We start from the raw sequence: 16,378 nt of genomic DNA on the forward strand, positions 1-16,378 counted from the left end.
ATCGAAGCTGACTTCCAACCCCGTATTTCCACCACAAAGAACTCTCGGCGGCGGCAGGTAAGGCGGAGAGCAGGGCACTGATCGACATCCACCGCGGGCTGACGTCATCGGCGCCGACCTTGTCGAACTTTGTGACACATCCGTACAGCGCAGAGCAATGATCAGAACCTGTGGATCCCGGGCGGGCGTGCCTTCCCGGAAGATGATCTGCAAGGAATCCGAATTCTGATCAAGACCAGCGTTGGCGCGCTGGCGGGAAGGCACGCCCGTGCTCACGGTAGTAGACAACAACGACGACTCCAACGAGACCCGCAATGCGGCCGGTGCGGGCCGGTCGTTGCTCGACCAGATCGTCCGCGACGGTGCCCGGCAGATGCTGGCCGCGGCGTTGCAGGCCGAGGTCGCCGACTATGTAGCCCGGTATGCCGGTGAGGTCGACGAACACGGCCACCGACTGGTGGTCCGCAACGGATACCACGCCGAACGTGAGGTCGTGACCTCGGCGGGTGCGGTGGCGGTGAAGGCGCCCCGCGTGAACGACAAGCGGATCGACCCCGATACCGGCGAGCGCAAGCGGTTCTCCTCGGCGATCCTGCCCGCCTGGGCTCGCAAGTCCGAGCAGGTATCGGAGGTGCTGCCGCTGCTGTACCTGCACGGCCTGTCAACCAGTGACTTCGGGCCGGCGCTCGAACAGTTCCTCGGCACCGGCGCCGGACTGTCCGCATCCTCGATCACCCGGCTCACGGCCCAGTGGCAGGACGAGGCGAAGGCCTTCGGCACCAGGGACCTCTCGCAGGTCGACTACGTGTACCTGTGGGTCGACGGCATCCACCTGAAAGTCCGGCTCGAGCAGGAAAAGCTCTGCCTGTTGGTGATGCTCGGGGTGCGGGCGGACGGCCGCAAGGAACTCGTCGCCCTGGCCGACGGCTACCGAGAGTCCACCGAGTCCTGGGCGGACCTGCTGCGGGATTGCCGCCGCCGCGGGATGCGCGCGCCGGCGCTCGCGGTCGGGGACGGAGCTTTGGGATTCTGGCGGGCACTGCGGGAGGTGTTCCCCGCCACCCGCGAACAACGCTGCTGGTTCCACAAACAAGCCAACGTTCTTGCTGCACTCCCGAAATCGGCGCATCCGGGTGCGTTGGCGGCGATGAAGGAGATCATCGGGGCCGAGGACATCGACAAGGCGCAGTTGGCGATCGCAGCGTTCGAACGTGACTACAGCGCGAAGTACCCGAAAGCGGTGAAGAAAATCGTCGATGACGCCGACGTGCTGCTCGAGTACTTCCGGTATCCCGCCGAGCACTGGGTGCATCTACGCACCACGAACCCGATCGAATCGACCTTCGCGACGGTTCGGCTTCGGACCAGGGTGACCAAGGGCCCGGGATCACGGGCGGCGGGCATGGCGATGGCCTACAAGCTGATCGAAGCAGCGCAGTCGCGGTGGCGGGCGGTCAACGCACCACACCTGGTGGCGTTGGTGCGGGCCGGCGCAGTGTTCCACCAGGGCAAGCTCCTCGAACGTCCGGTCGACATCACCCCGGAACCATCGCCCGACACCCCAGTGTCCGAGGTCGCCTGACGACCCTCGATCCACAGGATTTGACTATTTCTCGAAAGAGCGGTTTCGCGACCAGTAGGGAGGAAAGCGAAGAAGGTGTCGCATCCGTTGCTGTCGCCATACCTGCAAGAGGTCCCGACGTGAGGCTGGCACTAAATGCATCAGCGCCGAGCTATCGGTTACGGCCATCACATGTCCGCAAAGTAGCTGGCATCATCGGCGAAGCTGCCGCAGAGCTTGCTACTAAGCTGGTCTAACTACATTGGCAAAGGAGATGTTCTGTGTCGAGTACCCCCGACCTGCCGGCGTTCGTTTCGACGATCGATGACTACCTGCGCTTAGAACAGCGCCACTCGCCGGCCGAGCAAATGTTCGCAACCGTCCTCACAGACGACTTCGAAATCGGCTTTCGCGGCGGCCACCAATGGAAGGGACTCAATGGTCTGCGGTTGTATCTCACGCAGCGGGACGGGATTTTCGACGAACGCCTCGAACTGCGTCAAGTACTTTCCTACGTTCCGGTGCAGGAGGATGTCATCGAGCTGACGACACGACTCGAGTTCTTCTTCCGTCGCTGGAGAGCTCCTTCGCCGGTCAGCGAAGAATTCACCGGTGCGGCCTTTCACACGTGGCTGATCCGCATTGTCGACCATGAGACCCGCGTGGCCCGGGTGGTTATCGATGGATTTGCAAATCTCAACGACAACGCCAGGGCGGCGTTTGCTATCCCAGATGAAGGGTTCGACGAATAACGCATGTGACCGCATCGTGATCACTTTGCGCTTTACTCGCACAACCCGTGGGCCGACAACACGGGTGCAGATCAGGCCGCCTGCTTCGCCGGGAGACGCCGCGGCCACGAAAGTTGCAGGGCGGCTGGACATTAGCGCCGTGGATGGGTTGACCGGCCGCCGTGTGTTTGACCGCCGTCGTCAAGCGCCCTTCGAAGCGATTACCTTGACAATTTCTCCACTGCTTACGTGTCGCCGACGCCGAAAGCCTCGGCGAAGCTAACGTTGCCCCTGGTTTCCCTCTGGGTTGCGTCCACGGCAGCCAGGAGGCGGGAGTTCTCGATGACTATCATCTCGACGTCCTGTTGGTCATCTGCATAGTGGCGATGCCATACCCACGGCGGCGTATACACGAAGTCGCCTGCGCTCCACGTTACGCGTTGATCGCCAATCTCCGACCAGCCCGAGCCATGTCGCACGAAGTGAACTGACTCGTGTACGTGTCGATGAAGGTCACTGCCCGCACCGGCGGGGATCTTCTGCAGGAAGAACTCAATGGAGCGGGCGGGTATCCGCAGAAGCAATCCAATTTCTGATGGGCTTCCGGTCTGGATCCAGTGTGCCTCGGTGGAGTTCACGACGAGGTGCTCCTCGGTCACGTGCTGGGTGTCGCGATCCCCTGCGCGCGCCATACTTTCGGCGAAATCGGCTAGCTCGTCACGGGATAGGGTCATCAATCCACTCCTCTGGGAATTTCGTCGCTGAGCGAGCATGGAGTCACTTTTCGGCGACCCAAGCGCCAGGGTCACGACAGAGCTATGTGCAAGCGCTTCTCGAGCGCGGCGATACTGATGGCGAAGGTCTCGAGTACGCGCACGCGTCCGTCTCCGGCGTTGTCGATGTCGAAGATCGCGTACTCGGTATACAGCCGGCTGACGCACCGAAGCCCGGTCAGCGGGTAACTGCACTCCGGAACCAACTTCGCGGTCCTGTCCTTGCCGAACAGCGTCATCATCACGAATACGCGCTTCGCTCCGATGGCGAGATCCATCGCACCCCCGACCGCGGGAATGGCGTCCGGTGCTCCGGTGTGCCAGTTGGCGAGGTCTCCACGCTCGCTGACCTGAAACGCCCCGAGCACACACACGTCGAGATGGCCGCCGCGCATCATGGCGAAGGAGTCGGCGTGGTGGAAGTAGGACGCCCCAGGGGTTTCGGTGACCGGAACCTTGCCTGCATTGGTGAGATCCGGGTCAATGGCGTCTCCTGTCGCGGCGCCTCCCATGCCGAGCATGCCGTTCTCGGTGTGCAGCACCACCTCGGCGGCGGGGTCGAGGTAGTCGGCGACCATCGTGGGCTGGCCGATGCCGAGATTGACGTACGACCCAGGTGCGATGTCGCGGGCGATCATCGCGGCGATCTCCCCGCGGTCCAACGGGCCACGGTCGAGATGCTCGACACGACGCCGTGTCCTTGCATCGAGCGTTCCCGTCACGAGGCGGCCTCGGTGCGGGCGGCGGGAATCGAGGACAGGTCGAGGATGCGGTCGACGAAGATACCCGGCGTCACGACCGTCTCGGGGTCGATGCCTCCGGTCTCGACGACGCGGGAGACCTCAACGACGGTCAGCGTGGCGGCGGTCGCCATGACCGGACCGAAGTTGCGAGCAGTCTTGCGGTACAACAGGTTTCCGGCCCGGTCGGCCAGGTGTGCTGCGATGAGTGCGACGTCGCCGCGGATCGGATACTCCAGCACGTAGTCGCGGCCGTCGATCGTGCGGATCTCCTTGCCCGAGGCGAGCGGGGTGCCGACACCGGTCGGGCAGAAGAACGCGCCAATGCCCGCGCCTGCCGCTCTGATCCGCTCGGCCAGGTTGCCCTGCGGGACCACTTCGAGGTCGACCATGCCGTCCCGGTAGAGCCTGTCGAACACGTACGAATCGGCCTGTCGGGGGAAGGAACAAATGACCTTCGCGACCCGACCGGCAGCCAGCAGCGCGGCCAGACCGGTGTCGCCGTTGCCCGCGTTGTTGCTGACGATGGTGAGCTCGGCGGCGCCCTGTTCGATGATCGCATCGATGAGTGTGGTGGGCATGCCCGCCATGCCGAATCCGCCGACGAGAATTGTGGCGCCGTCAGCGATTCCGGCGACGGCTTCGTGGGCGGCGGCGCAGACGGCGGTGCGGCTCATGACGACGCCCGCTCGTCCTCGTCGAATTCCGGCAATACCTCGGCGGCGATGCGAAACGCGGAGTTGGCGTCGGGGACGCCACAGTAGATGGCAGTCTGCATCAGCAGCTCCTTGATCTCGTCGTTGCTCAAACCGTTCCGGCGGGCCGCTCGCAGGTGCATCGCCAGTTCCTCGCGGTGCCCGCGCGCGACCAGCGCCGTCAGGGTGATCATCGAGCGGCTGCGAAGGTCTAGACCTGGGCGTGTCCAGATGGTTCCCCAGGCGTACTGGGTGATCAGGTGCTGGAAATCGGCGGTCATGTCGGTGGTACCGGCGATTGCCCGGTCGACGTGCCCGTCGCCGAGCACCTGGCGCCGTATCGCCATTCCCGCGCGACACACATCCTCGACGGTCCTAGTCGCAGGCTGCGGAATACCCACCTGCTCTGCGATGAGGCCGGCGACCCGGTCCGGGGCTTCGGCGGGTGCCAGGTGGCCGACACCGTCGAGCACTACGAGGTCACCGTCCTGGACACCGGAGGCGATGCGCCGCAATGACTCCGGCGGTGTGGGCACGTCGGCGCTGCCTGCCACGGCCAGGACGGGAGTGACGATCTCGCGCAATCGGTCGGAGACGTCGAATGCCGCGAGGGCCTCGCAGGCCTGCGCATAGGACTCCGGATCGGTGTGGCTGAGGGTGTCCAGCAGCGCCGCGCCGACACCTGGTTGCCGGTCGACGAAGCCCGGCGCGAACCACCGCTGGGCCGCGCCCGAGAGTAAGGTTTCGACGCCCTCGGCGCGGACGGTGGCGGCGCGCTCGAGCCAGCCAGCTGGGGTGCCGATCAACGCACCGGTGCCCAGTAGGGTCGCCGAGTCCACCCGTTGCGGCGCGTCGAGCATCAGCTGCAGACCGACACAGCCACCGAGCGAATCACCGGCGTAGTGGAAGGTCTCGGCGTGCATGTCGTCGGCGAGTGCCAGCACGGCGACCGCGAGTTCGGCGATCGTGAAGGGCTCGCCAGGACCGCCTCGACCGTGACCGGGTAGGTCCCACCCGACGACGCGGGCGTGCGCACTCAGCCATCCAGCCGCAGCGCTCCACAGCGTGGCTGCCGAGGTACCCAGTGAAGGCCCCAGCACGAGGACAGGCGCACCGTCGGGTCCGCCGAAGTCGATTGTGGCCAAGGCCGGAATGGTCATGACGCAGACTTGATGAAGCGGCGGGCCCGACTCAAGGTCGAATCGATCAGCCGATCGGCGGCACCGGTGTAGTCGGGCCGTGCTGGGCTACCGGTCAACTCGGTCATTGCACGTTGTTCGGTGAGCAGCCCGCCCGCGTCGGCCAGGTTCGCGGCCGCCCGCGCCGTGTCCACCTGCAACCCGGAGAGCAGTTCGGAGGCTTGGATGGCCGCCACGACGGTGTGGCGGGCGAGCGTGCGCAGTGTGGCCCATTCGGCGTGCCACGCGCCGTCGGAGCGCTCGTCGACACTCGCTCCTGCGGCCAGGTGCAGGGTGGCGCCCAAGGTGCCCGCGGTGAGCGCGGTGCGCCGGATCAACACAGAGCGGACGGGATTGTTCTTGTGCGGCATCGTCGATGAGCCGCCACCAGTCCCCTCGGCCAGCTCGCCGACCTCGGGCCGGCTACCGGTCGCGATGTCGGCGGCGATGTGCCCCCAGGCGTCGCAGCAGCTCACCAACGCATCCCCGATGCGGGTGATCGCCGAGCGGGTGGTGTGCCAGGGCGGAGCCGGCGCCAGCCGCAGTGCGCCGGCGAGCGCGTCGCTCAACGCGATGGCGCCGTCCACCGAACCGGTCAATTCGGTAGCCGCCGCCAGCGTTCCCACCGCGCCACCGACCTGCACCGGCAGCGAGGGCAGCAGCCCGGTCAGCGGTTCGGCGGCGTCCAGTATGCCGGTAAGCCAACGTGCCATCTTGGCGCCGAAGGTGCTTGGTAGGGCGGCCTGGGTCAGGGTACGCGCGAGTGTTGGTGTGCTCCGGTGCCTCTCAGCGAGCTCGGACAGCGCCCGGACTTGGACGGTGAACTCGTCGCCGATGCGCATGAGGACATCACGGGCGCAGATGACGAGCGCTGTGTCGACGACGTCCTGACTGGTTAGCCCGCGGTGTAACCAGCGGGCTGTCGCCGCCGTTGAGCGCTCACGCAACAACGTGACCAGAGCGCTGACGGGGCTGCCGTCGGTGGCGGCGCGGCGGGCGATCGACTCGGTGTCGGCGTCGGCGATGAGGTCTGCCAAGCTGGCACGCGCCTCTTGCGGTGCGATACCGGCGTCGACGAGGCTGTCCAGCCACGCCCGTTCCACGGCCACCATGGCCTCGAGGAATGCGGGGCCGCTCATCAGGTCGCCTGCGAGGTCGTCGCCCGGCCAGAAGAGGTCAGTCATCGCTGGTGTCCCGCGTAGCGCAGGAAGACCGTCTCGGGTTTGCCTGGCGCGTCCTGCAATTGGATGTCGAAGCGTAGTCCGGCGCCCTCGCGGGTGGCGATGAGCGTGTCGCGACGCTCGGGCGGCAGGGACGCCAGCAGTGGATCGCCGGCCAGCTGCCCCCCGGGCACGTAGGCGCGGGTGAACAGCCGGTTGAGCAGCCCGCGGGCGAACACGGTGATCAGAAAGAACGGTGCCGCACCGGGATCGCAGGGACCTGGGATGACGGTGGAAAAGTTGTACCGTCCGCCATCGTCGGTGCCGGCGCGGCCCCACCCAGTGAAGGTCCAGCCGTCCCGGTGTAGCGAGCCGGTGGACGTGGGGATGGTGCCGTCGGCGTTTGCCTGCCAGATCTCAAGTAGGGCGTCGGGAACAGGCTGGCCGTCACCATCGAGGACCAAGCCGGAAAGCTGGACGGCACCCGGTGAGCCGGCCGGAACCAGCTGGTCGCACCGGTCGAACGGGAGTGCGTAACCGAAAAAGGGTCCGACGGTCTGCCCCGGGGTGGCGGTGAGCAGGGTATTCATCAGTGTTCGCTTCCGCGGTGGGGATCCTCGGTCGGAGTGCGCGTCGCGCCGGTGAGGATGATGTCCCACCGGTATCCGGTGGCCCATTCGTGGGTGGTGACGTCGTGGTCGTAGTTGGCAATCAGTCGGTCTCGGGCCTTTCGGTCGGTGATCGACTGATAGATCGGGTCCAGCGCGAACAACGGGTCGCCGGGGAAGTACATCTGGGTGATCAGCCGTTGCGTGAATTCCGTTCCGAACACCGAGAAGTGGATGTGGGCTGGGCGCCAAGCGTTGCGGTGGTTCCTCCACGGATACGGCCCTGGCTTGATCGTGGTGAAGCGGTAGCTTCCGTCGTCATCGGTCAGGCAGCGGCCGACGCCGGTGAAGTTGGGGTCGATCGCGGACGGGTGCTGATCACGCTTGTGGATGTAGCGACCGCCGGCGTTGGCCTGCCAGATCTCGACGAGTTGACGTCGCACCGGCCGTCCGTCGCCGTCGACCACCCGGCCGGTCACCACTATCCGTTCGCCGATGGGTTCGCCTGAGTGCTGGATGGTGAGGTCCGATTCAAGCGGATGCACGTCGCGTTCGGAAAAGCAGGGCGTCCACAGCTCGACGCCCTCCGGGTCAGCGTGGTGTAGGTCCTTCGTGGGATGACGCAGCAGGCTGCTGCGGTAGGGCGCGTAGCCGAGCCGCGGCTGCGTCTCCTCGATGCCAGCGCGCTGATACTCGGACTCGATCGCCTCGATCTCCGCGCTGATCGCCTGCTGCCTCGGCAACCCGCCGTCGGGATCGGGGTCGATCACTGCTGTCATAGCCTTGACACTATTGGCTCCTCGGCGACTGACCTACGCTAGATTACCACTGAGCGGAAAGGATCCGTGAGTGGCGGGAAATACCTCAACGCCCGGCACCAGCGTCGCTTCTCGTTTGCTGCGCATGGTCGCCGCCTTCGATGAGTGGCACCGGACACTGACGCTGTCCGAACTGGCGGGTAGGGCCAGCCTGCCGATGGCCACGGCCCACCGGCTGGCTGCCGAACTGGTTGCGGGCGGGGCGTTGCAGCGCCGCACGGACGGTCGTTTCGAGGTCGGCCGACTGATGTGGAGCGCTGGGCTGCTCGCCCCGGTCGGAGGCGGATTACGGCAGGTCGCAGAGCCGTTCTTGCACGATGTCTACGCGGCAACGCTCGCCACCGTGCACCTCGCGGTACGCGACGGCAACGAAGTATTGTACCTCGAGCGGATGATGGGTAGGGCATCCGTGCCGATCGTTAGCACCGTCGGCAGCAGGTTGCCGATGCACTGCACCGGCGTCGGCAAGGTGCTGTTGGCGCACGCGCCACGCGAAGTCCAGGATCAGGTGTTTGCCAATCTGACTCCGATTACTCCCTACACAATCACCCAGCCTGCGGTGCTGTCCCGACAGTTGGAGGGGGTGCGGCGCGAGGGGTTGGCTACCACCGTGGAAGAGATGTCGCTAGGCGCCTGTTCACTGGCCGTGCCGATCGTCCGGCAGTCCGACGACGCTGTGGTGGCCGCGATCGCCGTCGTAGTTCCGTCGTTGAAGCGAGGTCGCCAGCGACTGCTCGGCGCCCTGCAGGTGGCTGCCCGCGGCATCGTCCGGCTGCTGTGACCCACGGGCCGCCGCAGCAGCGATCGCTGTGCTGTCGGGCGGCTTCTGACAAAACGCGACACCGTCGCTAGCCGTCGAAAAAGTGGTGACTGCCATGACATCTGGCGCGAATCGGAGTCCGCGCCGCGGTGGAGGGATAGACGCGACCGATCCCCCAGTTGAAGCTGAGAAAGCATCAGCAAAGGGTCCGCCGTTCAACGATCAGCGGCGGAATCCATCCTGCCCACCTCGCACTCTCACCTCGCGAATCGTCACTTGGAGGAATTGTCAATACCTGTGGATCGGGGTGTTTCAGGCGACCTCCGTTCCGGCGTCCTGATCGTCGTCTGAGGGCGGTGTTGGTGGGGTGATGTCGGTGGGGCGTTCGAGCAGTTTGCCTTTGTGGAAGACCGCGCCGGCGCGGACCAGGGCGACCAGGTGCGGGGCGTTGACGGCGCGCCAGCGGGCCGAGGCGGCGTCGATCAGCTTGTAGGCCATCGCTAGTCCGGCCGTTCGCGATCCCGGGCCTTTTGTCACCTTGGTCCGAAGTCGCACTGTGGCGAAGGTGCTTTCGATCGGGTTCGTCGTGCGCAGGTGGATCCAATGTTCGGCCGGGTACTTGAAGAACTCCAGCAGCACATCGAGGTCGTCGGTGATCTTGGCGACCGCCTTGGGGTACTTGGCGCCGAAATCGACCTCGAAGGCCTTGACCGCGAGCTGGGCCTTGTCGATATCCTCGGCGTTGTAGATCTCCTTGAGTGCCGCCAGGGCCGACGGGTGTGCTGATTTCGGCAGTGCGGCAAGAACATTGGCTTGCTTGTGGAACCAGCAGCGCTGCTCTTTGGTGGCCGGGAACACCTCACGGACCGCTTTCCAGAACCCGAGTGCACCGTCACCGACGGCGAGCACGGGGCGGTCATGCCGCGCCGTTTGCAGTCGCGCAGCAGATCGGCCCACGACTCGGCCGATTCACGGTAGCCGTCGCTGATCGCCACCAGCTCCTTGCGGCCGTCAGCGCGCACACCGAGCATCACCAGCAGACACAGCTTTTCCTGGTCCAGGCGGACCTTGAGGGGGATGCCGTCGACCCACAGGTAGACATAGTCGCTGCCCGACAGATCGCGACGACCGAACGCGGCGGCCTCATCTTGCCACTGCGACGTGAGCCGGGTGATCGTCGATGCCGACAACCCGGCACCGGAGCCGAGGAACTGCTCCAGGGCCGGGGTGAAATCGCTGCTCGACAACCCGTGCAGGTACAACAGCGGCAACACCTCGGACATCTGCGGGGACTTGCGCGCCCAGGCCGGCAGGATCGCCGAGGAGAACCGCTTGCGTTCACCAGTGTCGGGATCGACACGTTTGTCGTTGACCCGCGGGGCCCTCACCTGCACCGCACCGGCTGCGGTCAGCACCTCGCGCGGCTGGTGGTAGCCGTTGCGGACCACCAATCGGTGGCCGTTGTCATCGCGCTGGTCAGCGAACTGCGCCACGTAGGCGGCGACCTCGGCCTGCAACGCCGCGGCCAGCATCTGCCGAGCGCCATCACGGACAATCTCATCCAACAACGACCGACCAGCACCACTGTCGGTGTTGTCGTTGGCCTCCGCGCCGTCGTGAACTACGGTGAGCATGGGCGTACCTTCCCAACCAGCGCGCCAACGCCGGTCTTGATCGAATACCTGATTCCGTGATGATCATCCTCGGGAAGGTGCGCTCATTTTCACGCCCCCACGCCGAGGCTCATCCACAGGTTCTGATCATTCCTCTCACTAAGCCTGATTCCACCGACCGACGGTGTGGTGGCCGGTTGAGCTGATGGTCTTGATCCGGGCTGGTGGTGGGCATGACGAGGCCGCTGGTCTGTCCAGCTTTTCCTGTCGGGTTCCTGGTTGTCGGGTCGGGTGGTCGGTGGTTCAGGCGCTGGATCGGTGGCCGATGGTGTTGTGCCACAGGGTCATCCATGCTGGTTCGGCGGGCCAGTGCCGGGGTAGGTGCAGGATCGGTCGTCGTTGGGGTCGGGCCAGACGAGCCGGGATATTGACCAGGTGACGGCGCAGGGTCGCCCCGCGCGCGGTGCGGTGACGGGTCCCGGCCAGGGTCGCGGTGGCGCGCAGCAGATTGTGGGCGATCGCGGCGCAGACGGCCCAGGCACTGTTGGCGCCGAAGCGCCCGGAGGGAATGTGGGCCAAGGGGCCGTCGATGAGGTCGGCGAAGGTGGTTTCGATGATGGCGTGGCGGCGGTGGGTGATGTCGGCGTCGGTGGCCGACTCGGTGGTGTTGGTGAAAAACGGGTGATACCGCCAGATCGGGAACAGCCCGTCTTGGGGTTGGTTGGCGTCTTTGACCCGGCGCACGATCAGCCGGGCGGTGACCGCCTCATAGGTGCCGGTTTTGGCCATGGTGTAGACGGCTTCAGCGACTTCGGCATCAGAGATCCAGGCCCCGGTCTCGCGATCGAGCACCGCACCCGGGTATTTCACCGGGGTCCAGGCGTTCTCGGGAATGCTGTCGATGGCGCGTTGCACCGCGGCGTTGCGGGTCAGCACCAGCGAGAACACCGCCCCGTAGCGGCGGCATACCCGGATCACCGCCCGCGATCCATAGGCGCTGTCACCGCGCACGATGATCTGCCCGGTGACGCCGGGGTCCCGGCAGTAATGGCGCAAAAAACAACGAGGTTCGCGTAGCGCCTGGTCCGGGTAGACGGACGAGTCGTTGTTGGTGGCCGCTATCGGTGGCCGCGGTCGGGACCGAGGAGGCTGGTGATGCCGCGCATGGCCGCCGGTGAGGGTTTGAAGTAGCGGCGCAGGTTGTCGGGTTTGCGGTGGCGGGACTTGGCCATTAGCTCGAGCAGGCTGGCTCCGGCCTCGCCGAGATGCGTCAGGCCAGAATGCCGGAGTTCGTGCAGGTCCCAGCCGGTGCCGGGTCCGTTGGTGGCGGTGGCGGCATCGAGCAGGGCGCGGGCCTGGCCGTAGGACAACCTGGCCAGGCCGGTGTCGGGGCAGATGTCGCGGTCGGCGACGGCTTTGCGGGGTCCGGGTCGGCGGTGGGTGACGAACAGCGGTCCGCGGGTGCGGCCCTTGGTGAGGCGTGGCAGGAGCCGGGCGGTACCCGCGTCCCAGTACACGAGCTCGTGCGCGTACTCGTGATGGGCGGCGCCGCGGCGGCGGGTGCGGGGCTTGGCGCCCTTGGACTTCACCGGGCAGCACCGCCCGGCCAGGTCGAGGTCTTCGATGTTGACCTGGAGCAGTTCCTCGGTGCGGGCGCATGTTTCGTAGAGCATCCGCCACAGCGTCTTATCCCGCAGGTCGATGTCGCGGCGGGTGATGAGCCGGTCGATCGCGGTGCGCGAGCGCACCGGGGTGGCCGAGTCCGGCGGGGTGGAGCGTTTCACCCACGCGGGGACCGCCGGGGCGAGGTGTCCGTGCTCGCGGCACCACGCCAGCCAAGACGCGACCGCGGCGCGGCGGGCGTTCCAGGTGTTGACCGCCGCCTCGCCCCACAAAGTTTCCAGGGTTTCGCCGATCTCGTCGTCGGCGACATTGGCCAGCGGCCGGGCCTCGCCGAGCCTGGCGGTGGTCTTATCGACGGCGATGGCGTAGGAGCGGCGGGTGTTCGGGGAGCGGATCGAGTCGAGGAAGCCGTCGCCGGCGGCGCGGACGGTGATCCCGGACGACAACATTGTGACCTCCCTGGCCTGCTTGCCACAGATAACAGGGCCGCTTCGCGCACCGCCGGAGCGGAGTCGTCGCAGGCCGGGTTTCATGGTGCCACAGATAACAGGGTGTTATCTGTGGGATCAGTCGGCGGCGGGTCGGTGGACGCCGCCGGCGGCGGCGTTGACGGCTTCGGCGAGGGTGGGGTGGATGTGGATGGCGGCGGCGAGTTGGCCGTAGGTGGCGCCGCAGGTCATGGCGATGACGGCTTCGTGGACGAGGTCGCCGCCGTCGGGTCCGGCGATGTGGCAGCCGAGGATCCGGTCGGTGGCGGCGTCGGCGACGAATTTGACCAGGCCGCGGGTGTTGCCGATGGCGCGTGCTTTGGCAACGCCGGTGAAGTTCTGGCGGCCGATGATCACGTCGTAGCCGGCTGCGCGGGCGGCGGGTTCGGTCAGGCCGACGGCTCCGACTTCGGGGTCGGTGAACACCGCGTGCGGCACGACACGTCCGGTGGTGGTGCGGTCCTGGTCGCGGTAGACGGTGCGGTAGACGATGTCGGCGTCGTCGCGGGCGGTGTGGGTGAACATCGGCCCGCCCCGCAGGTCGCCGATCGCCCACACGTTGTCGGCGGAGGTGTTCAGGGTGTCGCCGACGGTGAGGAAGCCGTGCGGGTCGGGTTGCAGGTCGAGGTGTTCCAGGCCCAGGGCGTCGGTGTTGGGGGTGCGCCCGGTGGCGAGCAGCAGGTGGCTGCCGGTGATCTCGGCGGTCTCGGTGCCGGTGCAGCCGATCCGGATGTTGCCGGCCGTCCCGGCGGCGTGAGTACAGGTGGTGGCGGTCGCGACAGTGATGCCGTCGGCAGTCATGCCGTCGGCGACGGCGGCGCTGATGTCGGGGTCTTCCCCGGGCAGCAGCCGGTCGGCGCGCTGGACGATGGTGACCTCGGCGCCGAATCGCCGGAACATCTGCGCGAATTCGCAGCCGACGTAGCCGCCGCCGACGACGAGCAGGTGGGCGGGTAGTTCGGTGAGGTCGAGCAGCGTGCGGGAGGTGTAGTAGGGCACGGCATCCAAGCCGTCGATGGCCGGGAGGGTGGTGCGGGTGCCGGTCGCGAGGATGATCCGGTCCGCGGTCAGGGTGGTGCCGTCGACGGTGAGGCGCCGGTTACCGGTGAATTGTCCTGCGGCGTGGTAGAAGTCGAGGTCGGCGGATTTTTCGACGGCCCGATACGATCCGGCCCGGATGGAATCGACGAGGGTGTTCTTACGCTCCACCACGGCGGCCAGGTCGACGGTGACCGGACCGCCGACGCGGACGCCGAACTCGGCGGCGCGGCGGGCCTGATGGGCGACGGCGGCGGAGGCGATCATCGTCTTGGTGGGGATGCAGCCCCGGTTCAGGCAGGTCCCGCCGAGCAGTTCCTTCTCGACGAAGGCGACCCGGCCGTGGCGGGCGGCGCGCAGCGCCAGTGGCAGCCCGGACATTCCGCCGCCGAGCACGAGGGTGTCGTAGCGTTCGGTCATTGCGGGCGCCCTTCCTCGATGACGGTCGTCGGGGTGCAGCAGTCGACGGGTGCGGCATCGGTAACGCGGCGCCGGATCATGCGGTGAGCGAGGACGGTGACGGCGGCGGTGAGCACGGTCAGTGCCGCGATCGTCGCCATCAGTGGTGTGTGGTTCTGCAGCCAGGTGCTGGCGGTGGTGGACAGGGCCGCGAATCCGTTGGTGCCGGTGGTGTCGCCGGTGACGGCGGGCAGCCAGTACCAGGCCAGGTAGGCGCCGGTGAGGATGAGCACGGTCGCGGTGATGCGGGTGCCGTGCCGGGCGAGGGCGGCGAGATGGTGGGTGAGCGCGGTACCGGCGGCCGCGGCGGCGAGGCTGACCAGCAGCAGGATCGTCGCGGCGCCGAGGGTGTAGGCGACGAACACCGCGAGCAGCGCACCCCAGCCCGCGGTGGCCTGGGCCTGGGCGATGACGGCCAGCAGCACCCCGAACGTGCACGACAGCGACGCCGCGGCGTAGCCGATCCCGGCGAGGACGATCCCGGTTGTGCCGCCCGGCCCGGTGGCCGGGCGCAGCGCTCGGGTGGGCAGTCGCAGACCGAGCACGCGGCCGGTGAACATGACGACACCGAGCAATACCAGGGCGACACCGACGACCAGACCGAGCCACGGCGCGGCGCTGATCAGCGCGCGGGCACCGGCGCTGATGGCCAGCCCCGCCACGGCCAGGGTGCCCGCGAACCCGAGGGTAAAAGCGACGCCGGTTCGCAGCGCCCGCGCCGTGCGTACCCCGAGCGGTTCGGTGGCGGTGTCGCCGAGGGTGTGGGTGATCCAGGCCGGCAGCAGCGCGAAACCGCACGGATTGACCGGGGCGAGCATGCCCGCGGTGAACGCCAAGGCCAGCAGCCCGTTCACCGGTCCCCGGCCTTCGCCAGCGCGGCGGTGATCTGATCGGCGGACGGGTCGGCGGCCCGGTAGGCGACCGCACCGCCGGGGTCGACGACGAGCAGGGTCGACAGGGCGGCCACGGAGTACCGCTTGGTCAGGGTCGCATCGGTGTCGATGACCGCGGGCACGGTGTCGGTCCCGGTTTGCTGCTGGAAGTCGGTGACGACCTGGGCAGGTTCGGCCGGATCCATGTCGACCAGGACGAAAGCGGCGGTGTCACCGAGTTGTCGCGCAGCCTGCGACAGCGACTTCGCGCCGCCCACGCATTCACCGCAGCCGACCGAAAAGAAGAACATCGCCGTCGGCTTGCCGCTGGGCACGGTCACCGGCGCCCCGGACAGCGCGGTGACCGTGACGGGGTCGGTGGCGGCGCGGGGCGAGGCGGTGTCGGTGCCGCAGGCAGCCAGCACCGTGACCGCCAGGGCGGCGAGCGCCGCGCTCACCGTGCGTCGGGTGATCGGCGTGGTCACGGCTGGGAACTCCGATCGGTCGACGCGTTGGGCTGATGCGATCGGCGGGTGCCCAGCAGTCCGCGGACTGTCCCTCGCTGCGGCGGCTTACGACGGCGCGCGGTGTAGCCGACGGCGGCGAGGACCATCACCGCGGCGGCCACGATCGGTCCCCAACTGCGCAGCGCACCGCCGAGGGCGGTGAGCGCACCGGCCGCGATCAAGGCCGGTCCGGCGCAGCACACGATCATGGCCACGGCGGCACCCACCACCGCGAGCGGGCCGCCGATCCCCGTGGAGTTGTTGCGTACGTTCATCAATGTCCTGCTCCGTTCACACGAGCGGTGTCGATGCGGGTGCAGCAGGTCAGCGCGGCGGCGTTGTCGGCGGCGAGGGAGCGGGCCAGCATCACCAGGTCCGCGACGCGTGGGTCGCCGACGGAGTAGCGCAGCTTCTTGCCGTCACGGCGCGCGGTCACATAACCGCAGTCGGCCAGGCAGGACAGGTGCACCGACACCCGCGGCTGGGAGATCCCGGCATGCTCGACACACTCCGCGGAGGTGCGCTCGGCGGCCAAGATGAACTCCAGCAGCTTCAACCGCGTCGGATCCGACAGCGCGCGAAAGAACTTCGCCGTCGCATCCAGGTGCGTGCAGGCCGTCTCGCCACCGGGCGCGGTGACGGCGGCGGTCGTGGACCGGGGCAAGGGGATCGCCTCCACAAGAAGAAAGTTGAACTATTCGGATAAGCGCATAGTATGATGTCCGGAGATATTCGTCAACGCGAATAGCAACCTG

At 67.2% G+C, this 16,378-nt stretch carries 18 protein-coding genes and 2 pseudogenes; 5 read left to right on the forward strand and 15 right to left on the reverse strand.

Annotated elements, in window-relative coordinates; translation table 11 throughout:
• The first annotated feature begins 268 nt into the window (after positions 1-268).
• From ACNQR1_RS36060 to ACNQR1_RS36070, 3 genes are read left to right on the forward strand one after another with little or no spacing between them, the layout of a single operon-like run.
• The gene (locus tag ACNQR1_RS36060) at positions 269-1,582 is read left to right on the forward strand and encodes an IS256 family transposase (protein WP_019344575.1); all 1,314 of its coding nucleotides are present in this window, start codon (positions 269-271) and stop codon (positions 1,580-1,582) included.
• A 20-nt stretch (positions 1,583-1,602) separates the two neighbouring features.
• Complete coding sequence (locus ACNQR1_RS36065; protein ID WP_074414912.1) at positions 1,603-1,818, forward strand: IclR family transcriptional regulator domain-containing protein; 216 nt, start codon at positions 1,603-1,605, stop codon at positions 1,816-1,818.
• A 24-nt stretch (positions 1,819-1,842) separates the two neighbouring features.
• Positions 1,843-2,313: a hypothetical protein gene (locus ACNQR1_RS36070; protein WP_047040856.1), complete on the forward strand. Its 471-nt coding sequence runs from the start codon at positions 1,843-1,845 to the stop codon at positions 2,311-2,313.
• A gap of 224 nt (positions 2,314-2,537) precedes the next feature.
• Here ACNQR1_RS36070 and ACNQR1_RS36075 read toward each other — a convergent pair whose 3' ends face one another.
• The 7 genes from ACNQR1_RS36075 to pcaH form a co-directional block, all read right to left on the reverse strand.
• Positions 2,538-3,026 carry a cupin domain-containing protein gene (locus ACNQR1_RS36075; RefSeq protein ID WP_047040871.1) on the reverse strand — a complete coding sequence of 163 codons (489 nt, stop codon included), beginning with the start codon at positions 3,024-3,026 and terminating at the stop codon, positions 2,538-2,540.
• Between the two features lie 71 nt (positions 3,027-3,097).
• The gene (locus tag ACNQR1_RS36080) at positions 3,098-3,787 is read right to left on the reverse strand and encodes a 3-oxoacid CoA-transferase subunit B (protein WP_047040853.1); all 690 of its coding nucleotides are present in this window, start codon (positions 3,785-3,787) and stop codon (positions 3,098-3,100) included.
• Positions 3,784-4,482, reverse strand: a complete 699-nt coding sequence (locus ACNQR1_RS36085; RefSeq protein ID WP_047040851.1) for a 3-oxoacid CoA-transferase subunit A — start codon at positions 4,480-4,482, stop codon at positions 3,784-3,786. The genes ACNQR1_RS36080 and ACNQR1_RS36085 overlap by 4 nt, the downstream gene beginning before the upstream one ends.
• The gene (gene pcaC, locus ACNQR1_RS36090) at positions 4,479-5,660 is read right to left on the reverse strand and encodes a 4-carboxymuconolactone decarboxylase (protein ID WP_047040849.1); all 1,182 of its coding nucleotides are present in this window, start codon (positions 5,658-5,660) and stop codon (positions 4,479-4,481) included. Before pcaC ends, ACNQR1_RS36085 begins: the two co-directional genes overlap by 4 nt.
• Positions 5,657-6,862, reverse strand: coding sequence for a lyase family protein (locus ACNQR1_RS36095; protein ID WP_043416463.1), 1,206 nt, complete (start codon positions 6,860-6,862; stop codon positions 5,657-5,659). The genes pcaC and ACNQR1_RS36095 overlap by 4 nt, the downstream gene beginning before the upstream one ends.
• On the reverse strand, positions 6,859-7,428 hold the full coding sequence (gene pcaG, locus ACNQR1_RS36100) for a protocatechuate 3,4-dioxygenase subunit alpha (protein ID WP_043416462.1): 570 nt from the start codon (positions 7,426-7,428) through the stop codon (positions 6,859-6,861). The genes ACNQR1_RS36095 and pcaG overlap by 4 nt, the downstream gene beginning before the upstream one ends.
• Positions 7,428-8,225 carry a protocatechuate 3,4-dioxygenase subunit beta gene (pcaH, locus tag ACNQR1_RS36105; protein WP_043416460.1) on the reverse strand — a complete coding sequence of 266 codons (798 nt, stop codon included), beginning with the start codon at positions 8,223-8,225 and terminating at the stop codon, positions 7,428-7,430. The genes pcaG and pcaH overlap by 1 nt, the downstream gene beginning before the upstream one ends.
• Before the next feature lie 70 nt (positions 8,226-8,295).
• Between pcaH and ACNQR1_RS36110 the strand changes: the two genes are divergently transcribed.
• Complete coding sequence (locus ACNQR1_RS36110) at positions 8,296-9,045, forward strand: IclR family transcriptional regulator (protein ID WP_047040843.1); 750 nt, start codon at positions 8,296-8,298, stop codon at positions 9,043-9,045.
• A gap of 291 nt (positions 9,046-9,336) precedes the next feature.
• Here the strand turns inward: ACNQR1_RS36110 and ACNQR1_RS36115 are convergent.
• Positions 9,337-10,592, reverse strand: a pseudogene (locus tag ACNQR1_RS36115) (IS256 family transposase).
• Here ACNQR1_RS36115 and ACNQR1_RS36120 point away from each other — a divergent pair.
• The gene (locus ACNQR1_RS36120; RefSeq protein WP_224866092.1) at positions 10,479-10,718 is read left to right on the forward strand and encodes a hypothetical protein; all 240 of its coding nucleotides are present in this window, start codon (positions 10,479-10,481) and stop codon (positions 10,716-10,718) included. The pseudogene ACNQR1_RS36115 and the gene ACNQR1_RS36120 overlap by 114 nt on opposite strands.
• 222 nt (positions 10,719-10,940) lie before the next feature.
• Here the strand turns inward: ACNQR1_RS36120 and ACNQR1_RS36125 are convergent.
• The 7 genes and pseudogenes from ACNQR1_RS36125 to ACNQR1_RS36155 all read right to left on the reverse strand — a co-directional run.
• A pseudogene (locus ACNQR1_RS36125) lies at positions 10,941-11,678 on the reverse strand (transposase); the annotation flags it as partial.
• A 77-nt stretch (positions 11,679-11,755) separates the two neighbouring features.
• Complete coding sequence (locus ACNQR1_RS36130; protein ID WP_017682183.1) at positions 11,756-12,709, reverse strand: tyrosine-type recombinase/integrase; 954 nt, start codon at positions 12,707-12,709, stop codon at positions 11,756-11,758.
• A gap of 117 nt (positions 12,710-12,826) precedes the next feature.
• Complete coding sequence (locus tag ACNQR1_RS36135) at positions 12,827-14,206, reverse strand: dihydrolipoyl dehydrogenase family protein (RefSeq protein WP_010596918.1); 1,380 nt, start codon at positions 14,204-14,206, stop codon at positions 12,827-12,829.
• A complete protein-coding gene (locus ACNQR1_RS36140) occupies positions 14,203-15,099 on the reverse strand; it encodes a cytochrome c biogenesis CcdA family protein (RefSeq protein ID WP_010596917.1) in 897 nt (298 codons plus the stop codon). Before ACNQR1_RS36140 ends, ACNQR1_RS36135 begins: the two co-directional genes overlap by 4 nt.
• Positions 15,096-15,602, reverse strand: a complete 507-nt coding sequence (locus tag ACNQR1_RS36145; RefSeq protein WP_010596916.1) for a TlpA family protein disulfide reductase — start codon at positions 15,600-15,602, stop codon at positions 15,096-15,098. Before ACNQR1_RS36145 ends, ACNQR1_RS36140 begins: the two co-directional genes overlap by 4 nt.
• On the reverse strand, positions 15,599-15,898 hold the full coding sequence (locus tag ACNQR1_RS36150; RefSeq protein ID WP_010596915.1) for a hypothetical protein: 300 nt from the start codon (positions 15,896-15,898) through the stop codon (positions 15,599-15,601). The genes ACNQR1_RS36145 and ACNQR1_RS36150 overlap by 4 nt, the downstream gene beginning before the upstream one ends.
• A complete protein-coding gene (locus ACNQR1_RS36155; RefSeq protein WP_026138108.1) occupies positions 15,898-16,287 on the reverse strand; it encodes an ArsR/SmtB family transcription factor in 390 nt (129 codons plus the stop codon). Before ACNQR1_RS36155 ends, ACNQR1_RS36150 begins: the two co-directional genes overlap by 1 nt.
• Positions 16,288-16,378 lie beyond the last annotated feature (91 nt).

The organism is Mycobacterium sp. 48b (genome assembly GCF_048282725.1).
Lineage (GTDB): Bacteria > Actinomycetota > Actinomycetes > Mycobacteriales > Mycobacteriaceae > Mycobacterium.

Excerpts from the sequence above, each read along its gene's own strand:
- ACNQR1_RS36095 (WP_043416463.1), bottom strand. The coding sequence starts at position 6,862 with ATGACTGACCTCTTCTGGCCGGGCGACGACCTCGCAGGCGACCTGATG.
- pcaG (WP_043416462.1), bottom strand. The coding sequence starts at position 7,428 with ATGAATACCCTGCTCACCGCCACCCCGGGGCAGACCGTCGGACCCTTT.
- ACNQR1_RS36135 (WP_010596918.1), bottom strand. The coding sequence starts at position 14,206 with ATGACCGAACGCTACGACACCCTCGTGCTCGGCGGCGGAATGTCCGGG.
- ACNQR1_RS36150 (WP_010596915.1), bottom strand. The coding sequence starts at position 15,898 with ATGAACGTACGCAACAACTCCACGGGGATCGGCGGCCCGCTCGCGGTG.
- ACNQR1_RS36075 (WP_047040871.1), bottom strand. The coding sequence starts at position 3,026 with ATGACCCTATCCCGTGACGAGCTAGCCGATTTCGCCGAAAGTATGGCG.
- pcaC (WP_047040849.1), bottom strand. The coding sequence starts at position 5,660 with ATGACCATTCCGGCCTTGGCCACAATCGACTTCGGCGGACCCGACGGT.
- ACNQR1_RS36130 (WP_017682183.1), bottom strand. The coding sequence starts at position 12,709 with ATGTTGTCGTCCGGGATCACCGTCCGCGCCGCCGGCGACGGCTTCCTC.
- ACNQR1_RS36085 (WP_047040851.1), bottom strand. The coding sequence starts at position 4,482 with ATGAGCCGCACCGCCGTCTGCGCCGCCGCCCACGAAGCCGTCGCCGGA.
- pcaH (WP_043416460.1), bottom strand. The coding sequence starts at position 8,225 with ATGACAGCAGTGATCGACCCCGATCCCGACGGCGGGTTGCCGAGGCAG.